The following is an 18,824-nucleotide window of genomic DNA, read 5'->3' as shown; positions in this document are numbered from 1 at the left end:
GCTCACATGGGGTCAGCGCAGCGCTGCCGCGGCCAGCACCATGTTTCTCAACGACTGCTCGACCTCAGCCGGGCCCCGTGTCTTCAGTCCGCAGTCCGGATTGACCCAGAGCCGTTCGAGGGGAACTGCCTCGGCCGCCGCGCGGAGCGACTCGGTGATCTCGGCGACCGTCGGAACTCGCGGCGAATGGATGTCGTAGACACCGGGTCCCACGTCGAGTGCGAAGCCGACCGCAGTGAGGTCGTCGAGCACCTCCATGCGCGAGCGTGCGGCCTCGATGGACGTCACGTCGGCGTCGAGGGCGACAATGGCGTCGATGACCTCACCGAACTCGGAGTAGCACAGGTGCGTGTGGATCTGTGTCGCGTCGTCGACGCCGGACGTCGCGATACGAAACGATCGGACGGCCCAATCCAGATACGCTGCAGTGTCTTTCGAGCGTAGCGGTAGCAGTTCGCGGAGCGCGGGCTCGTCCACCTGGACGATGCGGATCCCCGCCGACTCCAGGTCGATCGTCTCGTCTCGAATCGCCGAGGCGATCTGAGCTGCCGACTCGGCCGCCGGGATGTCGTCTCGGACGAACGACCACGCGAGAATGGTCACCGGGCCGGTCAGCATGCCCTTGACCGGTTTGTCGGTCAACGACTGCGCGTACGTCGCCCACTCCACCGTCATCGGTGCCGGGCGCGAGACGTCGCCGTACAGGATCGGTGGTCGCACGCACCGTGACCCGTACGACTGCACCCAGCCGTTGGCGGTCACGACGAATCCGTCGAGTTGCTCGGCGAAGTACTGCACCATGTCGTTTCGTTCGGGCTCGCCGTGGACGAGCACGTCCAACCCCAGACGCTCCTGCAGTGCAACGACATCGGCGATCTCCGCGCGCATCTGCCGCACGTACTCCGCCTCGTCGACGGTGCCGCTGCGCAGCGCCGCCCGCGCGCGGCGGATCGTGCTCGTCTGTGGGAAGGAGCCGATGGTCGTCGTCGGCAGAACAGGGAGCGAAAGATGCTCGCCCTGCACGACGCGGCGGATGTCTCCCGGGCTGCGGTCACGGCCGACAACACTGGTCACGCGCGTACGGATTGCCGGATCGTGCAGCCGTGCATCGTGTCTCCGCGAATCCAGAGCCGCGCGGGCCGACTCGAATCGGTCCGACACGAATCGATCGGTTTCCCCGGCTGTTCCGCCCTGGAGTGCGCGCGCGAGCACCGAGACCTCGGTGATCTTCTCGTTCCCGAACGCCAGCCACGACCGCAGTGTCGGCTCGAGCTGAGGTTCGGCGTCCAACGAATAGGGAACGTGGAGCAGTGAGCACGACGACGACACCGCCACTGCGCGTGCATGTCTGCCGACCTCGTGCAGTGTCTCGAGCGCGGCGTCGAGATCGGTGCGCCAGACGTTGCGTCCGTCGACGACGCCGGCCACGACGAGCATCGTCGAGGTAGCGGGAGTAGCTGCAAGTTGCTCTGCCACAACAGGAACGGTCAGATCGACGGCCAGGCCCTCGATCCCGGTGGACGCCACTGCGGGCAGCGCGTCGCCCAGGTCGCCGAAGTAGGACGCCAGCAGAATGGCCGGGCGGGTCTGCGAGGCTGCGAGTTGCTCGAAGCATCGGGTCGCCGCTGCGACGGTCTCGTCGTCGAGATCGCGCACCAGCGCCGGTTCGTCGATCTGGACCCACTCGATTCCGGCTGCGGCGAGGAGTTCGAGCAGACGGGCGTAGAGCGGTATCAGTTCGTCCACCCGTCCCAGCAGCGAATCGGAGGAGTCGACGGACTTGGACAGCAACAGGAAGGTGACCGGTCCGATGATCACCGGACGTGCCGGGATGCCCAGTGCACGAGCCTCGTTCACCTCGCCGAGAACCTTGTCCGGGTGCAGGGAGAACGTGGTCTCCGGCGAGATCTCGGGCACGAGGTAGTGGTAATTGGTGTCGAACCATTTGGTCATTTCGAGCGGGACGATGGTCTCGGTGCCGCGGGCGGCGGCGAAGTACCGATCGAGTTCGCCTTCGACTGCCTCGACTCGCGGTGGCAACGCTCCGAGGAGGGCCGCAGTGTCGAGCATCTGGTCGTAGTACGAAAACGTGTTCACCGGAACGGAATCGAGCCCGGCTGCGAGTGTGCGCCAGTCGTTCTCGCGAAGATTCTTCGCGACCGATTCGAGGGCCTCGGCATCGAGCTTTCCGGCCCAATAGGATTCGACGGCTTTCTTCAGTTCTCGGTTGGGTCCGATGCGAGCCGAACCGAGCACGGTGGCAGTGAAATCGTTGTTCACAGTTGATCTCCAGGGTAACTACACGTGGGTGGTGCACCGTCTTCACGGGCGCGCAGATCCCGGTGAGCCCTGACCACAGCCATACCAGGGTTACGCGCCCATTCCACGAGGCGGTGAACCGCTGCACACGGCGTGCACAGCACAGAGGGCAGGTATTCGGACTTGCAGGCGCGCGGACGAAGAGCCCACTCCTACTGGCCGTCGCTTCCCGAAGAGGCTTCCTCAGTGCGTGATGACGGCGGTCGTTCCTGCATACCGCTGCGGGACAGTCCCGGATTCTCACCGGGTTCCCTCTCGCGATGCGCCGTGACTGCACGCACCGCTCGACGCCGAGGTGAACTTCGGGGCTCCTCATGACCACCTGGCGAACCGACTGCAGGGACGAGCATAGATGCATCACGGGAGAGTCTGTTACGGTGCTCTTCATGCAGCGCACGTATTTCTGGTTTAGCAGGCCGGCCCCGGGTGGGTCAGCCAGCGACGCCATGCGCTGACCCTCCACCCCACGAGCCGGATACAGACCGGCTCGAAGTGCGCGTGGAGCATGCGGAGCCGGCCTGGGAACAGGAAACCCTCTCATGACGCTCTCCCTCGACACCCCGTCACTCGACGATCAGCGCACGATCAGCATCAGTCCGCTGGTCGCGCCGTCGGTCGTACGCCGCGAGCACGCGGTGGACGACGCGATCTCGGCGAGTGTTCGTACCGGACGCTCCGGTGTCGTCGACATTCTCGACGGCCGTGACGACCGACTGATCGTCGTGGTCGGCCCGTGTTCGGTGCACGACACCGACGCTGCCCTCGACTACGCCCGACGCCTCGCCGCCACGGCAGCCGAGTTGGGCGATCGACTGCACATCGTCATGCGGGTCTACTTCGAGAAGCCGCGGACGACGCTCGGCTGGAAGGGTCTGATCAACGATCCGCACCTCGACGGCAGCTTCGACATCAACGAAGGTCTTCGAGTGGGACGCCAGCTGCTGCTGGACATTTCGGCGCTCGGCCTGCCCGTCGGCTGCGAATTCCTCGACCCGATCACCCCGCAGTACATTGCGGACCTGGTCAGCTACGGTGCCATCGGAGCACGGACCGCGGCCAGCCAGGTGCACCGGCAGCTGTGCAGCGCCTTGTCGATGCCGGTCGGCATCAAGAACTCGACCGAAGGTGACATCCAGGTCGCCGTGGACGGAACCCGCGCCGCCGCGGCGAGCCACGTCTTCCCCGGAACCGATCTCGACGGCAAGGCGGCTTTGATCAGGACCGTCGGAAACCCCGATTGCCACGTCATTCTGCGCGGCGGCGTCGACGGACCGAACTACGACGCCGAGTCCGTGGCCGATACCGTTGCTCGCCTGCGTAAGTCGGGTCTGCCGGAGCGAGTCGTCATCGATGCCAGCCACGGCAACAGCCGTAAGGATCACAACAAGCAGGTGGACGTCGTCACCGACGTGGCCGCCAGGGTCGCGGCCGGCGAGCACGGAATTGTCGGGCTGATGCTCGAGAGCTTCCTCGTCGCGGGGCGTCAGGACCTCGAACTCGGCCACCGGGACGAGCTCGTATACGGCCAGTCCATCACCGATGCATGCCTCGACTGGGACACGACGGCAACGCAATTGGCCACTCTCGCGGCGGCCGTAGAGACGCGTCGGGCCTCGAACGCCGCGCGCTGACGCGTCGTGCGCTAGCGAACCCCGCGCGGTCGAAATTGCACGCTGATGCGTGGGCCGACCGCGCGGGTCGATTTGGGAATTGCATGCTCCCAGGTGCGTTGACAGGACCCGCCCATCACCACCAGGTCGCCGTGACCGAGGGTGAATTTCAGAGAGGTCCCGCCGCCGCGGGGACGGAGCATGAGTTGTCTCGTCGCACCGAGCGATACGATCGCCACCATCGTGTCCTCGGTGGCGCTGCGGCCGATGTTGTCGCCGTGCCAGGCGACGCTGTCGGACCCGTCGCGGTAGTAACACAGTCCCGCGGTCGCGAACGACTCTCCGAGCTCTCTTCGGTAGTGGTCGTCCAGTGCATCGCGGGCCTCGTACAGTGCCGCATGCGGCCAGTGCTCCCGCTCGGCGTAGTACCGAACCAGGCGCGGCACATCGACCACGCGGTCGTACATCTGCCTGCGTTCGGCGCGCCAGTCGACGTCGGTGACCAGCGAATCGAAGAGGTCGCTGTCGGACAACCAGCCCGGCCGCACATCGACCCAGGCACCGAGCGTCAGCTCGCGGCGGGTGACGGACTGCAGCGACCCGACGCCACCGTCGTCGTCACCGAACAGCGAACCTTGCATCGCGAGCGACATGACTCGACTGTATCGAACAGGTGTTCCCATTGCCAGCTCCCGGCGGTATCGTTCTCGCATGGGTTACCGATTTCAGGTCGTCGTGGACAGTGTCGACCCGCATGCGCTCGCGGCATGGTGGGCACAGACTCTCGGCTGGCAGGTCGAACCCAGCAACGAGGAGTTCATTCGCGAGATGGTTGCGGCAGGCCACGCCCGAGAGGAGGACACAACCGTGTTCGACGGCGTTCTGGTGTGGCGAGCAGGCCAGGGCATCACCGATCCGGAATCTCCGGGCACCCCGCGGGTGCTGTTTCAGGCGGTACCCGAATCGAAGTCCGTGAAGAACCGACTCCATCTCGACGTTCGTGTCGGTGACGGACGCGAGGCGGTGGTGACCGAACTCGAAGGTCGAGGCGCGTCGGTACTGCATCGCGGGCAGCAAGGGCCAAGCACCTGGATCACCATGACCGATCCCGAGGGCAACGAGTTCTGCGTCAGCTGATCGCGCCGAGCTCTATCGATACGCGCCGGGAGTTTGCCCGGTCCAGCGCTTGAAGGCTCGGCGGAATGCGCTCGGTTCGGAGAAGCCCAGGCGGGCCGAGATGTCGTCCACGCTGTCGCCCCGGCTCAACCCCGAGATGGCAGCGTCGCGCAGAACCTCCTCGCGGAGCTGATTGATGGAAGTGCCTTCCTGGCGAAGGACGCGGCGCAGATGCGGCGGGCTGATGTTGAGCATGGCCGCAATCTCTTCGGTAGCCGGCGTACCGCCTCTGAATCCGGTCTCCAGGGCCCTTCGGACCTGACTCGACGCAGTGCTGTCGTAGTCCCTCGACGAGAACAGCAGGTTGGGTGACTCCGCGAGGTACTCGGCCAGTGTCGCCTCGGTCTGCACTATCGGGGCGCGCATGAGCGCGGTGTCGAATTCCAGTGCGGCGCGGTCGGATCCGAACTGCACATGAGTTCCGAATATGGTGTCGTACATCTTCCCGGCCTCGGGCCCGGGCAGTGCATAGGGCAACTGAACCGACAGGAGTTTGACCCGGTTACCGATCAGCCACGCCGCGAACCGATGCAGCAGAATCAACAGGAAGTCGGTCAGCAATCGCTCGGCGAGCTCGTTCGCTTCGGGGCTGAGATCGGTCGTGGCTTCGACGTGCACCGTCAGGACCGTCGACTGCTCGGTTCGATCCAGCGTCATCGGTTTCACCGGAATGAGCACGCGCATGGTCTCGGACATTCGAATCAGCGCTGCCCACAGATTCTCCGTGTGTATCAACGTCTGACACACCACCCGAAAACTGCCGCGCCGCACGGGAACTGCGGCGAGTCCGAAGAGTTCGTCGCCGGTCATTGCCCAGACGGCCTGGGTGAACGCGGTGACCTGTCGGGTGGTGAGCCGCTCCGCCGGGTCGTCGAGAATGGTGGTTCCGATCCCGGCCATCGACAACGGGTACGTCAGGTCCACTCCGCCGTTGGCCGCGAGGTCGACGGCTTGCCTGACGAAGTACGCCGGAATCGTCGGTTGCGCAGTCACAATCGCCGTAACCTCTCGGCGGCATCGGCGAGCACGTGGTCCTGCTTGCAGAAAGCGAAGCGCACCAAAGACTTCCACGGCGCGGGCTCGTCGACGAAGGCAGTCACCGGTACCGCGGCGACGCCCACGAGATCGGGCAGGGTGCGGCAGAACTCGTACGCATCACCGCGGCCGATCGGTGCGATATCGGCGCACACGAAATACGTTCCGGCGCTGTGCTTGACGTCCGCACCCGCCTCGGTCAACGCCGCGGACAGCGTGTCTCGCTTGTGCTGCAGACCGTCGCGCATGGCGGCGATCCACGCCTGCTCATGACCGAGTGCGTACGCGACGGCGGGCTGGAACGGGGTACCGCCGACGAAGCTCATGAACTGCTTGGCGGCACGCACCGCATCGATCAGCTCTTTCGGTCCGAGCGCCCACCCGGTTTTCCAGCCGGTGGCGTTGAACGTCTTCGCGGCACTGGACACGGTGACGGTTCGCTCGAACATGCCCGGCAGCGTCGCGATCGGGGTGTGCACACCGTCGTCGAAGATCAGATGCTCGTACACCTCGTCGGTGAGCACGAGCAGGTCGTGGGCGATCGCGATCTCGGAGATACGGATCATCGTCTCGCGATCGAACACGGTGCCGGTGGGATTGTGCGGCGAGTTGACGATCAGCATGCGCGTTCGTGGGCTCACGGCCCGTTCGAGGGCGTCGGTGTCGACGGTCCATCCGTTGCCGTCGGTGACCAGGGGAACGGCCGTGCGAGTGGCTCCGGCCAACGCCACAGCGGCCGCATAGGAGTCGTAGAACGGCTCGATCAACAGCACGTCGTCGCCCGCCTCGATCAAGCCGAGCAGCGTCGCCGAGATGGCCTCCGTGGCACCCACGGTGACGAGAACCTGCGAATCGGGGTCGTACCGAAGTCCGAACCGGGCGAGCCGGTCGTCGGAGATGGCGGCGCGCAGGACCGGCATCCCCGGGCCGGGGGAGTACTGGTTGAGGCCGTTCGCAATGGCGTCCCGCGCGGCCTCGAGCATGGCCGACGGTCCGTCCGTGTCCGGGAATCCCTGCCCCAGATTGACGGCGTTCTTCGCCACCGCGAGCGCGGTCATCTCGGCGAAAATGGTCGATGCGAACGGGCGCAACCGGGTCACTGTGCGCGACGGCAACATCTCGGACATTCCTGCAGCGTAGTTCACACAGCCGGCGCGAGCGTCGGACCTGCGTCTGTACTGTGCCTGTCATGCGATTCGGAATGTTCGTGCCTCAGGGTTGGCGGCTGGATCTGGTCGGAATCGATCCGGCCCAGCAGTGGAGTGTGCTGCGCGAGCATGCCGTTGCCGCCGAAGCCGGACCGTGGGAATCACTGTGGGTCTACGACCACTTCCACACCGTTCCCGTCGCGACGGACGAGGCGACGCACGAGGCCTGGTCGCTGATGTCCGCATTGGCCGCGTCGACCTCGCGTATCCGACTGGGTCAGATGTGCACGGCGATGTCCTACCGCAACCCCGCCTATCTGGCGAAAGTTGCTGCGACAGTGGACATCATCTCCGGCGGTCGGGTCGAGATGGGCATCGGCGGCGGTTGGCACGAGCACGAGTTCCGCGCCTACGGCTACGGATTTCCCTCTGCCGGTGAACGATTGGGCCGCCTCGACGAGGGCGTGCAGATCTTCAAACAAGCGTGGACCACCGGCGAGGTGTATCTCGACGGCAAGCACTACGAGATCGACGGTGCCGTGGTGCGCCCACTGCCCCTGCAGGAGGGCGGCATCCCACTGTGGATCGCCGGTGGCGGCGAAAAAGTGACACTGAAGATCGCAGCGAAATACGCGAACTACACCAACTTCGATGGAACCCCTACCGGTTTCGCCGCCAAATCGGCTCTGCTGCGCGATCATTGCGCAACCGTCGGCACGGACTTCGACGCCATCGTCCGCTCGGCCAACTACAACGTGGCCATCGGCTCCACGGAGGCCGAGGTGCAGGAGCGGTTACGCGCTCTCGAGGCTCGACTGACCGAACACGTCGGAGCCGAGAAGGCACACGAGGCATTGGGCGCATACCGCGGAATGCCCGCCGTCGGAACACCCGAGCAGATCGTCGAGAACCTCACCGAACTGCAGCAGCAGGGCATGACGTACGGAATCTTCTACTTCCCGGAAGCCGCCTACGACCGCTCCGGCATCGAACTCTTCGAGCGCGAGGTCATCCCGGCTCTTCGGTAGGTCGTTCCGCAGGCTCCACTCCCGGCTCTTCGGTAGGCCGCGTCAGATCCTCGGGCAGATCGGCGGGGTCCACGAGCAGCTGCTGGTTCTTGGCCTTGCGTACCTTCTCCGACAGACCGATGTTGGCGTGCAGCAGTGCCCATTCGCCCTCGGTGATCTCGGCGGCGGCGCGCGCCAGGACGGCCGCGTCGGTGGTGCCCCAGGCGATCGGCATCGCCGACACCAGCTGCCAGGTGCGTCCACCGGTGTTACGGCCGCGATCGGCGAGCACCGACACCGCAGGCACCTCGGCACCGCGTTCGACGGCGTGGCCGGGCAGCGCACGGACGACGCGCGTGATCAGGACGTAGTGCGGCTCGTCGACTCCTGGTTTCGCGACATCGACCAGCGACAGCAACGTCGCGCCGCTCGGCATCGTCTCGGCCACCACCGCCGGAACCAGATCGCCCCGGGTGTAGAGCGATTCGATGGACCCCATCTTCTTCGGTGCCCACACCATGACCCACAGGGACGTCGCCGCCCCGATGCAGAACACGCCGCCGAGGATGTACGACCACGGCGTCGCGATCCAGAAGAACCAGATCCCCAGTGCCAGCAGGACCGCTGCCGTGAGCGCCGCGGACATCCGCAGCCGGCGAAGTTCGGTGAACGTCTCGTTGACCGACTTCGCGTGGGCTACGTCTACAGGGAACTCGAATCGGCGCACACTGCTATTCCTAGCATGCCGCCGATCCCGACACGAAGCGTCAGATTGCCGGGCCGAGCAGGTCGTCGGCGTCGGTGATGCGGTACGCGTACCCCTGTTCGGCGAGGAACCGCTGCCGGTGCGCGGCGTATTCGGCGTCGAGGGTGTCGCGCGAGACCACCGAGTAGAAGTGCGCCTGACCACCGTCGTGTTTCGGCCGAAGCAATCGGCCCAGTCGCTGGGCTTCTTCCTGCCGGGAGCCGAACGTTCCAGAAACCTGGACTGCCACCGACGCTTCGGGAAGGTCGATCGAGAAGTTCGCCACCTTGCTCACCACCAGAGTCTGGATCTCACCCTTGCGGAAGGCGTCGAACAGCACCTCGCGTTCCTTGTTCTTGGTCGAGCCCTGGATCACCGGCGCGTTCAGGGCTTCACCGAGTTCGTTCAGCTGATCGAGGTACGCGCCGATCACCAACGTCGGAGCGTCTTGGTGTTTCGCCAGAATGGACTTCACGACGGCGATCTTGGTGTGCGCGGTCGAGCAGAGCTTGTAGCGCTCCTCGGGTTCGGCGACCGCGTACGACATGCGCTCGGCGTCGGTGAGGGTGACGCGCACCTCGATGCACTCGGCCGGTGCGATCCACCCCTGCGCCTCGATGTCCTTCCAGGGCGCGTCGTAGCGCTTGGGCCCGATCAACGAGAAGACGTCGCCCTCGCGTCCGTCCTCGCGGACGAGCGTGGCCGTCAAGCCGAGTCGACGCCGTGACTGCAGGTCGGCTGTCATGCGGAACACCGGTGCGGGGAGCAGGTGCACCTCGTCGTAGATCACCAATCCCCAGTCGCGGGAGTCGAACAGCTCCAGGTGCTTGTACTCACCCTTGGTTCGACGGGTGATGACCTGGTACGTGGCGATTGTCACAGGGCGGATCTCTTTGCGCTCACCCGAATACTCGCCGATTTCCTCCTCGGTGAGCGACGTGCGAGCGATGAGCTCGCGCTTCCACTGCCTGCCGGCGACGGTGTTGGTGACCAGGATCAGCGTGGTGGCCTTGGCCCTGGCCATCGCCGCCGCACCGACCATGGTCTTACCCGCACCACACGGCAGCACGACGACGCCGGAGCCGCCGGCCCAGAACGAATCCGCGGCCATCTCCTGGTAGTCGCGCAGCGTCCACTTGCCGCCCTCGGTATCGAGCTCGATCGGATGCGCTTCGCCGTCGACGTAGCCGGCGAGGTCCTCGGCGGGCCAGCCGATCTTGAGCAACATCTGCTTCACGTGGCCGCGTTCGCTCGGATGCACGATGACCGTGTCCTCGTCCACCATCGCGCCGAGCATGGGCGCAATCTTCTTGTGCCGCATCACTTCGGTGAGCACGGCGCGGTCCAGGCTGATCAGCACCAGACCGTGGACCGGGCTCTTGACCAACTGCAACCGGCCGTATCGGGCCATCGTGTCGACGATGTCGACCAGCAACGGCTGCGGTACCGCGTAGCGCGAGAAGTTGACCAACGCGTCGACCACCTGCTCGGCATCGTGACCGGCAGCGCGCGCGTTCCACAGCGCCAGCGGGGTGATGCGGTAGGTGTGCACGTGCTCGGGCGCACGTTCGAGCTCGGCGAACGGTGCGATCGCCGCCCGCGCTGCGCCCGCGAGTTCGTGATCGACCTCGAGCAACAGCGTTTTGTCGGACTGGACGATCAGCGGGCCGTCGGTCACGGTTCCTCCTAGAGACTTCTGCTGCGCCCGAAAGAGCGCAACTTCTCCATTGTCCACAGGTAGGGGCCCGCGTGCACGTGAGCAGTGACTCAGTCCACCAAGGCGACGGAGGTGATGCGGTGCAGAGTGAACCGCCGCACGCCCCCGGTGGCGGGATCGAATGCGTCGAGTTGGCCGCCGCCGATGCTGATCGGATCGACGATGCGGTGGGTCGCGACGCCCTGCGCGTCGACGTACCCGATGCTGACGCTGCGCTTGACCTTCGCTGCTGTCTGCAGCAGCGTCATGGTCGCGGTGCTGCTCGCGCGAGATCCGTCGGCGCGCACCACCGCACCGCCGTTGCCCGCAGCGCGGTCGGCGGCTCGCATTCCGCGTACCAACGACCCGAGCTGCTCGTCGGTGGGAACGGCCGGGGTACGGAAGGTCTGACGCGGCCGCCGCGCCGACACCCGGGAGCCGCGGGCTCGAAGATCGACGATGGTGCCGGACGAGTCTTCACCCGCGGGCGCGAATCCGGCTCCGGCGAGTACCGACAGCACCTCGGCCAGCGGTGCCTGGGAGATGGCGACGGTCGGGGCGAGGGCGCGCAGGGCGAGCGACTCGGCGGCCGGAGAGGCCATCACCTCGGCGAGCAACGCCGGATCCTCGCACCGGACGAACGACGCGGCCACGCCGGCGCGTAGTCGGCCGTGACGCCTGGCCACGTCGTCGATCAGATACGTCAGGGCCTGCGGAACCGGAGTGCGGGAATGGGTCGCGAACAACGAATGCAACTCCGAGGCCGTCAGGCCCACGTCGAGGGCCCGGCGCAGGCTCGTGTCGCTGATGCGATACATCGTCGCGGCACCTGCCGACTCGACGTCGGCGACGAGCGCGATCCGATCCTGCAGATCCGGTTCGAGCGGTCCCGGTGCCACCAGCGTCAGGTCGGCCTGCACCAACACGTAGTCGATCGGCTCGGGGAGTGCCGCGCGCATGTCGGCCTCGGCATTACCGTCGTGCAGCAGCGAGCGTCCCGGCGTCGACATCGCGCCGCGCGCGACCACTCCCAGCGCGGTCGCCTCGGCGATCACGTGCCCGACGGGGGTCACGCCGAACCGTCCGGACCACCGGGGTCGACGCCACGTCAGTGTGCGGGTGAGGTCGGTGGGCGTCGCGGCGTGTCCACTGCCGAGCTCGGCCAGAAGCTCCAGGATCATGCGACGGTCGCGGGGCGCGGCAGGCGAGCGGACTTCGTCCGACAACGCGGCGATGGGCTTGTCGTTGGGGTCACGCATGCCGATCACCCACGGTGCTCGCGGCGTCTCGAGCCAGGCGGAGGCGAGGGTGTGCCACCGGGCGGCCGGGGCCGCGGCGAGCCACGCGTCGACGGCGGGCGTCGGTGCCCAGTAGTCGTCGCCGGTGTCGGCAGAGGGGACAGGGTCCGGGGTTCCGCTGGAGATCAGATGGGCGGCGGCGAGCAGTTCGACGAGGATGCTCACGCGGTCGTCGTCGAGTCCGGTGGCCTTGGTGATCTTGCGCAGCTCGCGCACTCCGAGCCCGCCGGCCTTGAGGGCGGGAGCCGGTGACGCGGACAGCGCCTCGATGATGGCCACACAGTGCCGCCCGAGCTCGAGTGCCTCGCCCGCCGCGGCAGCGTCGACGTCGGCGAGCGCATGTGCAGTGGTCGTCAGCTTCGGCTCGGCGAGTGAGCGGGGATCCGTCATGGGCTCGCCGCGCAATATCTGACCGACCTGGACGGGGAGTTCGACGGTTTGCTCGTCCAACCAGATCAGCAGGCCTGCGGCGAGCAGTTTCTGCACGGGCCGATCGGGTGGGGTGCCCGGCGCGGCGTCTCGGGTACGGCCGGTGGGCGAAGACCTGGCCAGGGTGTCGAGAAGATTGCGTTCGCCGTCTTCGAGTGCGGCCAGCGCTGTGGTGATGTGGGTTTCGGTGAGGGTGTCCACCGGGTCGAGAGCGCGGCCGATGCGCCACGGCACGGCGTCCGCAGCGGTTGCGCTGATCCGGAACCCAGCGGCGTCGCCCCAGACGAGAAAGCGTTCGCGCAGTTGGGACAGCGCTCTGTCCACGGCTTTGGCCGGGGCGCGCTTGGCGATGACGGACAGCAGCGTGGCCCTGGTGACCGGACGCTCGTAGGCCTCTTCGATGGCCAGGATCTCGAGCACGGTCAGGGCCAGGGTGTCGAGGGTGTCCGCAGTGTGCAGGATCGACCGGCGTTGCTCTGCCCGGCCGGCCAGCACTGCCAGCGAGGCGGGCGGCGGCGCAGTCAGATCCGGACGCAACGACATGGCCTTGATCAGCTCCGCGTCTGTGCGAGCTGCGATCCACTGAGGCAGATCGGGAGGCATGTCGGTGTGTCGGGGCGCAGTCGTGTCGGTCATCGTCTATCAGATTAGAGACCTGGGCTGGTGCTCGCCGCAGGGCAGGTGTCAAAATGGGCCCATGGTGAACAAGTCGAAGAAGCCCTATGTCGATCCAGGCTGGCCGGAAACCGCTCGCGGTGACCACGCGGTGACCGAACTCTCGTCCGCTCGATCGGGTGGCTTGTCGCCCTTCGGTGAGGACACCGAGTTCCCGCTGCCCGTCGAAGACCTGCCCTACGCCCATCCGGTGACCGTCGTCAATCGCTGACAACGGCGCCCGAACACGAGAAAGCCCCCGACATCTTCGAGATGTCGGGGGCTTTTCTCGTATAGCGGCGGTTCTTGCTACTGGGGCAGGAACGCCTTGTTCGCCTGGTAGAAGCTGACGACCTGCGGATCGAGCTGGATGCCCTGAGCGGCGTTCTGTACGAACGACGCGATCTGGGGATCGTTGGTGATGTTCTGGACGGCGGTGACGATGCCGTTGACGACCTCGGCCGACGCATCGATCGACGGGATCGACGTCAGATCGGGGAGGGCGGGAACTTCCGGTGCCTTGGGAGTGGCCGGAACGCTGCGCTCGGTGGGTGCGCTGCTCAGACCGAGGCTCGAGGAGCAGGAGGGCCATGCGCCCCAGCCCTGCGAGTCGAGGACCTTCTCGGCGACTGCGATCTGCTCTTCACGGCTGGCCTGGTTGGCCGTTGCCGCGTACTGCTGTCCACCGTGTGCGTTCCAGGTGCTGGGGGAGAACTGCAATCCGCCCTGGAAGCCGTTGCCGGTGTTGATGCCCCAGTTGCCGCCTGCTTCACACTGCGCAAGGCGATCCCAGTCGGAATCCGGTGCCGCGTTGGCGGTACCGGTGAAGGCAATGCCCGCGGTGCCCATGATGGCACCGGTGACGGCGACCTTTGCGACGGTCTTGCCAGTGGTGCTCGGCTTGCGATGACGTCCGCTCATACGAGTTGAAATCCTCTCCACACGCGCCTGCGAGGTCAGCTGTCGGGTTCGGGCTGAGAGGTAGCCCGGCCTTCTTGCTCTTCCATATCGGATGAGCAATTGGGCTTCACCCCAAGGGAACTCGGTGCGGCTTCGTGAGTCGCTACAAGTTCCCGGTTGTCCGTGGAGGACGTGGGTCCCCCGTCCTCGTCCCCTGGGTGATCGTCGAGGGTTGTTCCGGTTCCCGCGGGACGAGGTTTGGCGCTGCGGGCCGGAATTCGGCCGAACTTTCCGGCCGCTGCTGACCGTACTGAAATTCCCGGGTTACGTCACTATTTGGTAACTGTCGATTTTTTCGTGTGTCAGCGACCGTCCCGACGGTCTGATTCCGGTCGCTCGAATAGGCCCAGCTAGTGGCTGTTCTCGGTGATCGACCCCGTGCTGTTGCCGGTCTGTTACCGAAGCGTGATGTGACGGAAGTCACATCACGCGAGGGGGCCTCGAAAGGTCACCGAACCGCAACGATGTCTTTCCCCAGCGGCATGAGCGAGACCGGAATCAACTTGAGGTTCGCGATCGCGAGCGGAATACCGATGATCGTGATGGCCATCGCGATCGCCGTGACGACGTGTGTCAGCGCCAGCCACCACCCGGCGAGGACGAGCCAGAGCACGTTGCCCACGAGGGCACCCGAACCCGCGCCGGGCTTGTCGACGATCGTCGACCCGAACGGCCACAGGGCGTAGACGCCGATGCGGAACGACGCGATCCCGAACGGAATGGTCACGATCAGGATGCACAGCAGGAGTCCCGCGAAGAAGTAGCCGAGTGCGAGCCACAGTCCACCGAACACGAGCCAGATGACGTTCAGGAGCAGTCGCATGATCTATCGCGCCCGTCGGCCGGAGAGCAGCGCGTACACCAGAGCGAGCACGAATCCGGCGGGTGCCGAGAACATCGCCGTCAGGTACAGGCCCAGCGGCGGCTTGGCGTCGGAGAAGACCGGGAAGAACAGGATCGCGACGATGGCAACGAGGCCGATCGCGAACAGCACCAGCGCGATGCGCAGCAGTGCAGTACTTCGCTTGCGAGTAGATGAGTCCACACCACCACGGTAGTGCGCGGCGGTGCGTCGTGCGAAAAACCGGAATGCCCTATTCGGGGCCTGCGCGCTAGACTGGCGTATTCGCGTCCTGCGTTTTCGTGGGGCGCGAAACTTGTGCACACCGCAGGGTCCCGACATCGGGCGTGCGGATACGAAACCAACGACAGCAACAGATGAACGGGTGAGCTCAGTGCCGACCGGCAAGGTGAAGTGGTACGACGTCGACAAGGGATTCGGATTCCTCTCGCAGGAGGAAGGCGAGGACGTGTATGTGCGTTCGTCAGCGCTGCCCGAAGGCGTCGACGGCCTCAAAGCCGGCCAGCGCGTCGAATTCGGCATGGCCGCGGGCCGTCGTGGCCCGCAGGCACTGAGCCTGAAGGTTCTCGAGCCTGCCCCGTCGATTCGCCAGAACAGCGGCAGCACCCGCCGCGAGCCCGTCGAGCGCAAGCACACACCCGACGAACTGCACGGCATGGTCGAGGACATGATCACGCTGCTCGAAGCGACGGTGCAGCCGGAACTCCGCAAGGGCAAGTACCCGGACCGCAAGATCGCTCAGCGCATCTCCGAGGTGGTCCGCGCCGTCGCTCGCGAGCTCGACAGCTGATCGTTACGGACGCGTGCCGATGGACCAGATCGCGTGGCTGACGAAGCTCTCGGTATTGGTGTCGGTGTCGATGATTCCCGTGGGTAGCCGAACCTCGATTCCGAGCAGGGTTCGGCCGCCGTCGTCCGTCGTCGGGACGGTGACGCTCAGCCGGGTTCCCGGCTGATTGAACTGGCTGCTCTCGACGACCGCCCCGGTGTCGTCGCCGTAGACCAATGCCAGTTCCCACGGCGCGGAGTAGACGGCCTCGGGCATCGACAACTGCACCGTCGGGGCAGATCCCACCTGGATCTCGGCGGTCTCGCCGACGTTGGTGCACAGCGGGTCGCTCACGGCGCAGTACAGGTAGGGCTCGACTTGTACGGCTCGACCGTTGGAGTACGCCGTGACGACCGGTTCCTTGTCGGGGGCATTGCCGATCAGGACTGCGAGTACCCCGACGAACGCGACCGCGATCACGAACAGGCCGGCGGCGATCAGCGACGCGATCTTCTTGGTGCGGGGAGCCAGGTTCACTTGGTCACGTTTTCGCCGTAGGAGCTGTCGGATACTTCTTGTTCGACATGGTCGGGCCGGTTGCCACCGAACCCGGGTAGCAATGATCGACCGCGGTAGGTCAGGAAGGTCTGCACGAGGCCGATCGTAAGCAACACCGACACGACCGTGAAACCGAGCCAGTACTCGGTGGGAAGCAACACCCCGAGCGTTCCGCCGAGAACCCAGCACAGCTGCATGACGGTTTCCGAGCGGCCGAACCCGGATGCAATGGACTCCGGAGGCAGGTCGGACTGCAGAGACGCGTCGAGCGAGACCTTGGCCAGTGCGCTCGCGCTCGACGCGACCAGGGCGGCCACGGCGGCGGTGAGCAAACTGTCCGTGACAGCTGCGACGACGGCGACGACCGTCACCGCGACCGTGCACCGCAGGACGACCACCGATGGTCGGCCGAGCTTGATCCTGGCACCGAGTGCGTTGCCGGCGAAGTTGCCGAGACCGGCGGCGGCTCCGACCAGTCCGAGCATTGCGGCCTGCTGCAGCGGCTCGTGTTCGGTGCGGGATTTTGCGACGAACGCGATGTACAGCGTGAGGAAGCCGGTAAGAATTCTGATCGTGCCGTTGCCCCAGAGTCCGACGATCACCGCACGGCCCAGTGGCTGCCTGCGGTTCTTGGCGGCGGTGGCAGGCGGTGGGGTGCGCTTCAGCTTCTCGGTCGGGGCACCGCTGCCGGGGTAATCGCTGCTGTGATGCTGGTCGGCGTGGTAGCCGAGGGTGGCCGGAACTTCGCCCTCGGTCACTTCCACCCAGGACGGGATGCGCATGCTCAGGTATGCGCCGAGCACGGTGATCGCGGCGACGAACCACAGTGCGCCGGGCGAATCGGCGACGAAGGCGATACCGCCGGCGACAGCGCCTGCGGCGATGGTGCCCCCGAGCAGTCCGAAGACGGTGAGCCTCGAGTTGACGCGGACGAGGTCGATCTCCGGTGGCAGTACCCGCGGCGTCACCGCACTCTTGAGTACCGCAAACGATTTGCTCAGGACGAGCATGCCCAGCGCCGCTGGATAGAGCACCCAACTGTCGAAGTTGAACACCAACACCACCGCCAGCACGGTACGCAGGCCGAACGAGGTGGCCAGCGCGATGCGTCGGCCGTGCTGCAACCGGTCGAGCAACGGGCCGATCAGCGGCGCGATCAGCGCGAACGGAGCGATGGTGATCACCAGGTACAGCGCAACCTTCGTCTTGTCCTCACCGGTCGCCGCGGAGAAGAACAGCGTGTTGGCCAGTGCAATCGCCAGGGCAGCGTCCGATGCGAAGTTCGCCATCGTCGCGTAGGTCAGCGCGGTCAGCCCGGACTTGTCCGCCCCATCGGCTTTCGCAGCCCGCTGGAACGACGCGATTCCTTTGCCGGTCAGCTCGCGCCCACGCATCGCCGCGACGCGGGTGACGGTGAGCTTCTTGGGCATCGGTGGTGGCTTACGGCCGCCGGTTCGGCCGCGCGCGGCAGTGATCTGCTGCGTGCGCGCCGGGTGCAGCGGCGGCAACGGTTGGCGGCGGCTCGGAACGTGGCCGCCGGCACCGGATTGGACAGCACGGGGGTCGGCCGGTGGATAGTTGACGAAACCGGGATGCTCCGAGCTCTGTTCGTCAGCAGTGGAGTGACCGGTTTCGTTGCCAACGCCCGTGTTTTCCGCACCTGGCGTGGGGTGGGGGAGTCGCGGATCGGTCACGTGATCAATTCTGTCCTACGGCCGCGGGATCGGTGAATCGCACCTCGAAGATCTTGGGCCAGAATTTGCCGGTCACGAGGAATCTGTCGGTCCCGGGGATCTGGGCGATGCCGTTGAAGACGTCGGCTCCGTTTCGCTCGGTGGCAGACATCGAATCCCACATCGGCTTACCGTCGACGACGGCGGTGACGCGGCCGGTGGTGGGGTCGATGCGCATGATGTCGAAGGTCTGCCAGACGTTGGCGTAGATCGAGCCGTCCTCGGCGCATTCGAGTTCGTTGAGTCGTTCCACCGGATTGCCGTCGAGTGTGACGTCGACGGTGTTCACGGCGTCGAAGGATGTGGGGTCACGGAAGGTCAGGATGGACGTGCCGTCGCTCATGACCAGTCGGTCGTCCGGGGTTCCTTCACCCTGCGTGCACAGCCCCCATCCTTCGCCGTCGTAGTTCACTCGGCGCTGTTCGGCCAGGGTGTCTCGGTCGCGGGCGATGGCGACTCCGTCTTGCCAGGTGATCTGCCACAGGGTGTTGCCGTCGACGGTGATGCCCTCGCCGAACAGGTCGGACGGCAGATCGACCCGCTCCAGCTCGGTCATGTTCTCGAGCGACGTGCGGCGGACGAAGGAGGAGCCCTCCAGCCCGGTGCCCTCGTAGAGCACATCACCGTCGATCTCGAACCCCTGAGTGAAGGCGTCGTCGGCGCGATCGTAGGAACGCAGAACCTCGGCACCCAGCGTGGGTACCGAGTCCGACGCGATGGGGTCCGAGTCGCCTGGACCCGACGTGGACGAACAGGCGGTGACGGTCAACAGGGACATCACGAGTGCAGCGAAGGTGCGAGCGCGGACGGTCATTGCATCCATGA

The 18,824-nt window shown here is 66.0% G+C and carries 18 protein-coding genes and 2 riboswitches; of the genes, 5 read left to right on the top strand and 13 right to left on the bottom strand.

Annotated elements, in window-relative coordinates; genetic code table 11:
- Nucleotides 1-12: 12 nt before the first annotated feature.
- The gene (gene metE / locus CH262_RS01220) at nucleotides 13-2,280 is read right to left on the bottom strand and encodes a 5-methyltetrahydropteroyltriglutamate--homocysteine S-methyltransferase (protein WP_094716700.1); all 2,268 of its coding nucleotides are present in this window, start codon (nucleotides 2,278-2,280) and stop codon (nucleotides 13-15) included.
- 130 nt (nucleotides 2,281-2,410) lie between these two features.
- Nucleotides 2,411-2,620: riboswitch (cobalamin riboswitch) on the bottom strand.
- A 238-nt stretch (nucleotides 2,621-2,858) separates the two neighbouring features.
- Between metE and CH262_RS01215 the strand changes: the two genes are divergently transcribed.
- Complete coding sequence (locus CH262_RS01215) at nucleotides 2,859-3,950, top strand: 3-deoxy-7-phosphoheptulonate synthase (protein WP_094716699.1); 1,092 nt, start codon at nucleotides 2,859-2,861, stop codon at nucleotides 3,948-3,950.
- A gap of 11 nt (nucleotides 3,951-3,961) precedes the next feature.
- Here the strand turns inward: CH262_RS01215 and CH262_RS01210 are convergent, their stop codons facing one another.
- Nucleotides 3,962-4,582 carry an alpha-ketoglutarate-dependent dioxygenase AlkB gene (locus CH262_RS01210; protein ID WP_032385746.1) on the bottom strand — a complete coding sequence of 207 codons (621 nt, stop codon included), beginning with the start codon at nucleotides 4,580-4,582 and terminating at the stop codon, nucleotides 3,962-3,964.
- A gap of 58 nt (nucleotides 4,583-4,640) precedes the next feature.
- Between CH262_RS01210 and CH262_RS01205 the strand changes: the two genes are divergently transcribed.
- Complete coding sequence (locus CH262_RS01205) at nucleotides 4,641-5,066, top strand: VOC family protein (RefSeq protein WP_032365878.1); 426 nt, start codon at nucleotides 4,641-4,643, stop codon at nucleotides 5,064-5,066.
- A 12-nt stretch (nucleotides 5,067-5,078) separates the two neighbouring features.
- Here the strand turns inward: CH262_RS01205 and CH262_RS01200 are convergent, their stop codons facing one another.
- A complete protein-coding gene (locus CH262_RS01200; RefSeq protein ID WP_027495889.1) occupies nucleotides 5,079-6,098 on the bottom strand; it encodes an AraC family transcriptional regulator in 1,020 nt (339 codons plus the stop codon).
- Nucleotides 6,095-7,267, bottom strand: a complete 1,173-nt coding sequence (locus tag CH262_RS01195) for a pyridoxal phosphate-dependent aminotransferase (protein ID WP_048319620.1) — start codon at nucleotides 7,265-7,267, stop codon at nucleotides 6,095-6,097. The genes CH262_RS01200 and CH262_RS01195 overlap by 4 nt, the downstream gene beginning before the upstream one ends.
- Nucleotides 7,268-7,329: 62 nt before the next feature.
- Here CH262_RS01195 and CH262_RS01190 point away from each other — a divergent pair, with 62 nt between their 5' ends.
- Complete coding sequence (locus CH262_RS01190) at nucleotides 7,330-8,316, top strand: LLM class F420-dependent oxidoreductase (protein WP_027495891.1); 987 nt, start codon at nucleotides 7,330-7,332, stop codon at nucleotides 8,314-8,316.
- On the opposite strand, the gene CH262_RS01185 is transcribed toward CH262_RS01190, so the two are convergent.
- From CH262_RS01185 to CH262_RS01175, 3 genes are all read right to left on the bottom strand, one after another.
- Nucleotides 8,297-9,022, bottom strand: a complete 726-nt coding sequence (locus tag CH262_RS01185) for a DUF3239 domain-containing protein (RefSeq protein WP_169879424.1) — start codon at nucleotides 9,020-9,022, stop codon at nucleotides 8,297-8,299. The two genes, CH262_RS01190 and CH262_RS01185, sit on opposite strands and share 20 nt — an antisense overlap.
- Before the next feature lie 40 nt (nucleotides 9,023-9,062).
- On the bottom strand, nucleotides 9,063-10,718 hold the full coding sequence (locus CH262_RS01180) for a DNA repair helicase XPB (protein WP_027495892.1): 1,656 nt from the start codon (nucleotides 10,716-10,718) through the stop codon (nucleotides 9,063-9,065).
- 89 nt (nucleotides 10,719-10,807) lie between these two features.
- Nucleotides 10,808-13,099 carry a helicase-associated domain-containing protein gene (locus tag CH262_RS01175; protein WP_032372962.1) on the bottom strand — a complete coding sequence of 764 codons (2,292 nt, stop codon included), beginning with the start codon at nucleotides 13,097-13,099 and terminating at the stop codon, nucleotides 10,808-10,810.
- 61 nt (nucleotides 13,100-13,160) lie between these two features.
- Between CH262_RS01175 and CH262_RS01170 the strand changes: the two genes are divergently transcribed.
- Nucleotides 13,161-13,349, top strand: a complete 189-nt coding sequence (locus tag CH262_RS01170) for a hypothetical protein (RefSeq protein WP_008719333.1) — start codon at nucleotides 13,161-13,163, stop codon at nucleotides 13,347-13,349.
- Nucleotides 13,350-13,426: 77 nt separating this feature from the next.
- On the opposite strand, the gene CH262_RS01165 is transcribed toward CH262_RS01170, so the two are convergent.
- The 3 genes from CH262_RS01165 to CH262_RS01155 form a co-directional block, all read right to left on the bottom strand.
- Entirely contained in the window at nucleotides 13,427-14,038 is a 612-nt protein-coding gene (locus CH262_RS01165) for a transglycosylase family protein (RefSeq protein WP_027495894.1), read from the bottom strand.
- Between the two features lie 8 nt (nucleotides 14,039-14,046).
- Nucleotides 14,047-14,255: riboswitch (cyclic di-AMP (ydaO/yuaA leader) on the bottom strand.
- A gap of 270 nt (nucleotides 14,256-14,525) precedes the next feature.
- The gene (locus CH262_RS01160; protein ID WP_027495895.1) at nucleotides 14,526-14,900 is read right to left on the bottom strand and encodes a YccF domain-containing protein; all 375 of its coding nucleotides are present in this window, start codon (nucleotides 14,898-14,900) and stop codon (nucleotides 14,526-14,528) included.
- Between the two features lie 3 nt (nucleotides 14,901-14,903).
- On the bottom strand, nucleotides 14,904-15,122 hold the full coding sequence (locus CH262_RS01155) for a hypothetical protein (protein WP_027495896.1): 219 nt from the start codon (nucleotides 15,120-15,122) through the stop codon (nucleotides 14,904-14,906).
- Between the two features lie 190 nt (nucleotides 15,123-15,312).
- On the opposite strand from CH262_RS01155, the gene CH262_RS01150 reads away from it, so the two are divergent.
- Entirely contained in the window at nucleotides 15,313-15,729 is a 417-nt protein-coding gene (locus tag CH262_RS01150) for a cold-shock protein (RefSeq protein ID WP_167327283.1), read from the top strand.
- 3 nt (nucleotides 15,730-15,732) lie between these two features.
- Here CH262_RS01150 and CH262_RS01145 read toward each other — a convergent pair whose 3' ends face one another.
- The 3 genes from CH262_RS01145 to CH262_RS01135 are packed head-to-tail and all read right to left on the bottom strand — an operon-like array spanning nucleotide 15,733 to nucleotide 18,813.
- Nucleotides 15,733-16,245 (bottom strand): DUF2771 domain-containing protein, encoded by a 513-nt coding sequence (locus tag CH262_RS01145; protein ID WP_032372961.1) that lies wholly within the window; start codon nucleotides 16,243-16,245, stop codon nucleotides 15,733-15,735.
- A complete protein-coding gene (locus tag CH262_RS01140; RefSeq protein ID WP_179274882.1) occupies nucleotides 16,242-17,960 on the bottom strand; it encodes an MFS transporter in 1,719 nt (572 codons plus the stop codon). Before CH262_RS01140 ends, CH262_RS01145 begins: the two co-directional genes overlap by 4 nt.
- A 4-nt stretch (nucleotides 17,961-17,964) precedes the next feature.
- A complete protein-coding gene (locus tag CH262_RS01135; protein ID WP_032385855.1) occupies nucleotides 17,965-18,813 on the bottom strand; it encodes a glutaminyl-peptide cyclotransferase in 849 nt (282 codons plus the stop codon).
- Nucleotides 18,814-18,824 lie beyond the last annotated feature (11 nt).

Origin of the sequence: Rhodococcus sp. 05-2255-1e (assembly GCF_002259025.1) — a bacterium.
GTDB classification, from domain to species: Bacteria; Actinomycetota; Actinomycetes; order Mycobacteriales; family Mycobacteriaceae; genus Rhodococcoides; species Rhodococcoides fascians.
Note: the sequence above shows the minus strand (reverse complement) of the source record. Positions and strands in the feature narration are given on the sequence as shown.

Excerpts from the sequence above, each read along its gene's own strand:
- CH262_RS01215 (WP_094716699.1), top strand. The coding sequence starts at position 2,859 with ATGACGCTCTCCCTCGACACCCCGTCACTCGACGATCAGCGCACGATC.
- CH262_RS01210 (WP_032385746.1), bottom strand. The coding sequence starts at position 4,582 with ATGTCGCTCGCGATGCAAGGTTCGCTGTTCGGTGACGACGACGGTGGC.
- CH262_RS01205 (WP_032365878.1), top strand. The coding sequence starts at position 4,641 with ATGGGTTACCGATTTCAGGTCGTCGTGGACAGTGTCGACCCGCATGCG.
- CH262_RS01195 (WP_048319620.1), bottom strand. The coding sequence starts at position 7,267 with ATGTCCGAGATGTTGCCGTCGCGCACAGTGACCCGGTTGCGCCCGTTC.
- CH262_RS01190 (WP_027495891.1), top strand. The coding sequence starts at position 7,330 with ATGCGATTCGGAATGTTCGTGCCTCAGGGTTGGCGGCTGGATCTGGTC.
- CH262_RS01175 (WP_032372962.1), bottom strand. The coding sequence starts at position 13,099 with ATGACCGACACGACTGCGCCCCGACACACCGACATGCCTCCCGATCTG.
- CH262_RS01170 (WP_008719333.1), top strand. The coding sequence starts at position 13,161 with ATGGTGAACAAGTCGAAGAAGCCCTATGTCGATCCAGGCTGGCCGGAA.
- CH262_RS01165 (WP_027495894.1), bottom strand. The coding sequence starts at position 14,038 with ATGAGCGGACGTCATCGCAAGCCGAGCACCACTGGCAAGACCGTCGCA.
- CH262_RS01160 (WP_027495895.1), bottom strand. The coding sequence starts at position 14,900 with ATGCGACTGCTCCTGAACGTCATCTGGCTCGTGTTCGGTGGACTGTGG.
- CH262_RS01135 (WP_032385855.1), bottom strand. The coding sequence starts at position 18,813 with ATGACCGTCCGCGCTCGCACCTTCGCTGCACTCGTGATGTCCCTGTTG.